This window comes from Amycolatopsis thailandensis (genome assembly GCF_002234405.1).
Taxonomy (GTDB): Bacteria; Actinomycetota; Actinomycetes; order Mycobacteriales; family Pseudonocardiaceae; genus Amycolatopsis; species Amycolatopsis thailandensis.
In genome coordinates, this window is record NZ_NMQT01000332.1 from 1 (window position 1) to 673 (window position 673).

General features: G+C 74.9%; 1 pseudogene. It reads left to right on the forward strand.

Going from position 1 to position 673, the window contains the following annotated elements:
- Positions 1 to 673, forward strand: a pseudogene (locus CFP71_RS42700) (peptide synthetase); the annotation flags it as partial.

Sequence of the window (673 nt, forward strand, 5' to 3'; positions counted from 1 at the left end):
GGGGCGCGGGGCGCGCTGATCGAGTACCCCGACGGCCGGGCGGATCTGGTGATCGTCGCGCACCAGGCCGCCTTCGACGGCCCGGCGCTTCGCCTGCTCGCCACCGCGGCGGCGGAGGGCGGACCGGGCCCCGAGCGGTCAACGGCTCGCCCGTCCGGCGCCGACCACGTACCGGTGTGGGGACTGGGTGACCGGGGGCTCGGCCACTACGAGCCCGCCGAGTTCCGGGTGTCACTGCCATCCGGCACCGACCGCGACCCGGAAGGGTGGAAGGCGGCGCTCGCCGCCGTCCTCGCACGGTATGAGCCGGGGGAGCGGCTCGCCGGTGCGGGGATACTGTTCGACCTCGACGGCCATGATTCCAGTGATACAGGGGAGTACGTGCCATGTCTGGCGCCGCCGTTCCCGCTGACCGTCACGGTCGGCCGCGCGGGCGGGCTGCGGTGCCACTACCGGCCGGGCGCGGTGAGCCTGCCGGTCGCCACCCGGTTCGTCCGGCATCTGGTCGAAGCCCACCGGACGGCGGGGAACGACATCTTCGACGAGGCCGAGCGCGAACAGGTGCTGGCGCTCGGACGCCCGTCGCGCGCCCCGAGCACCACGCCACGCCGCATCCCGGAGGTGTTCGCGGAGCGCGCCGCCGAGCGGCCCGACGCGATCGCACTGTCCGATG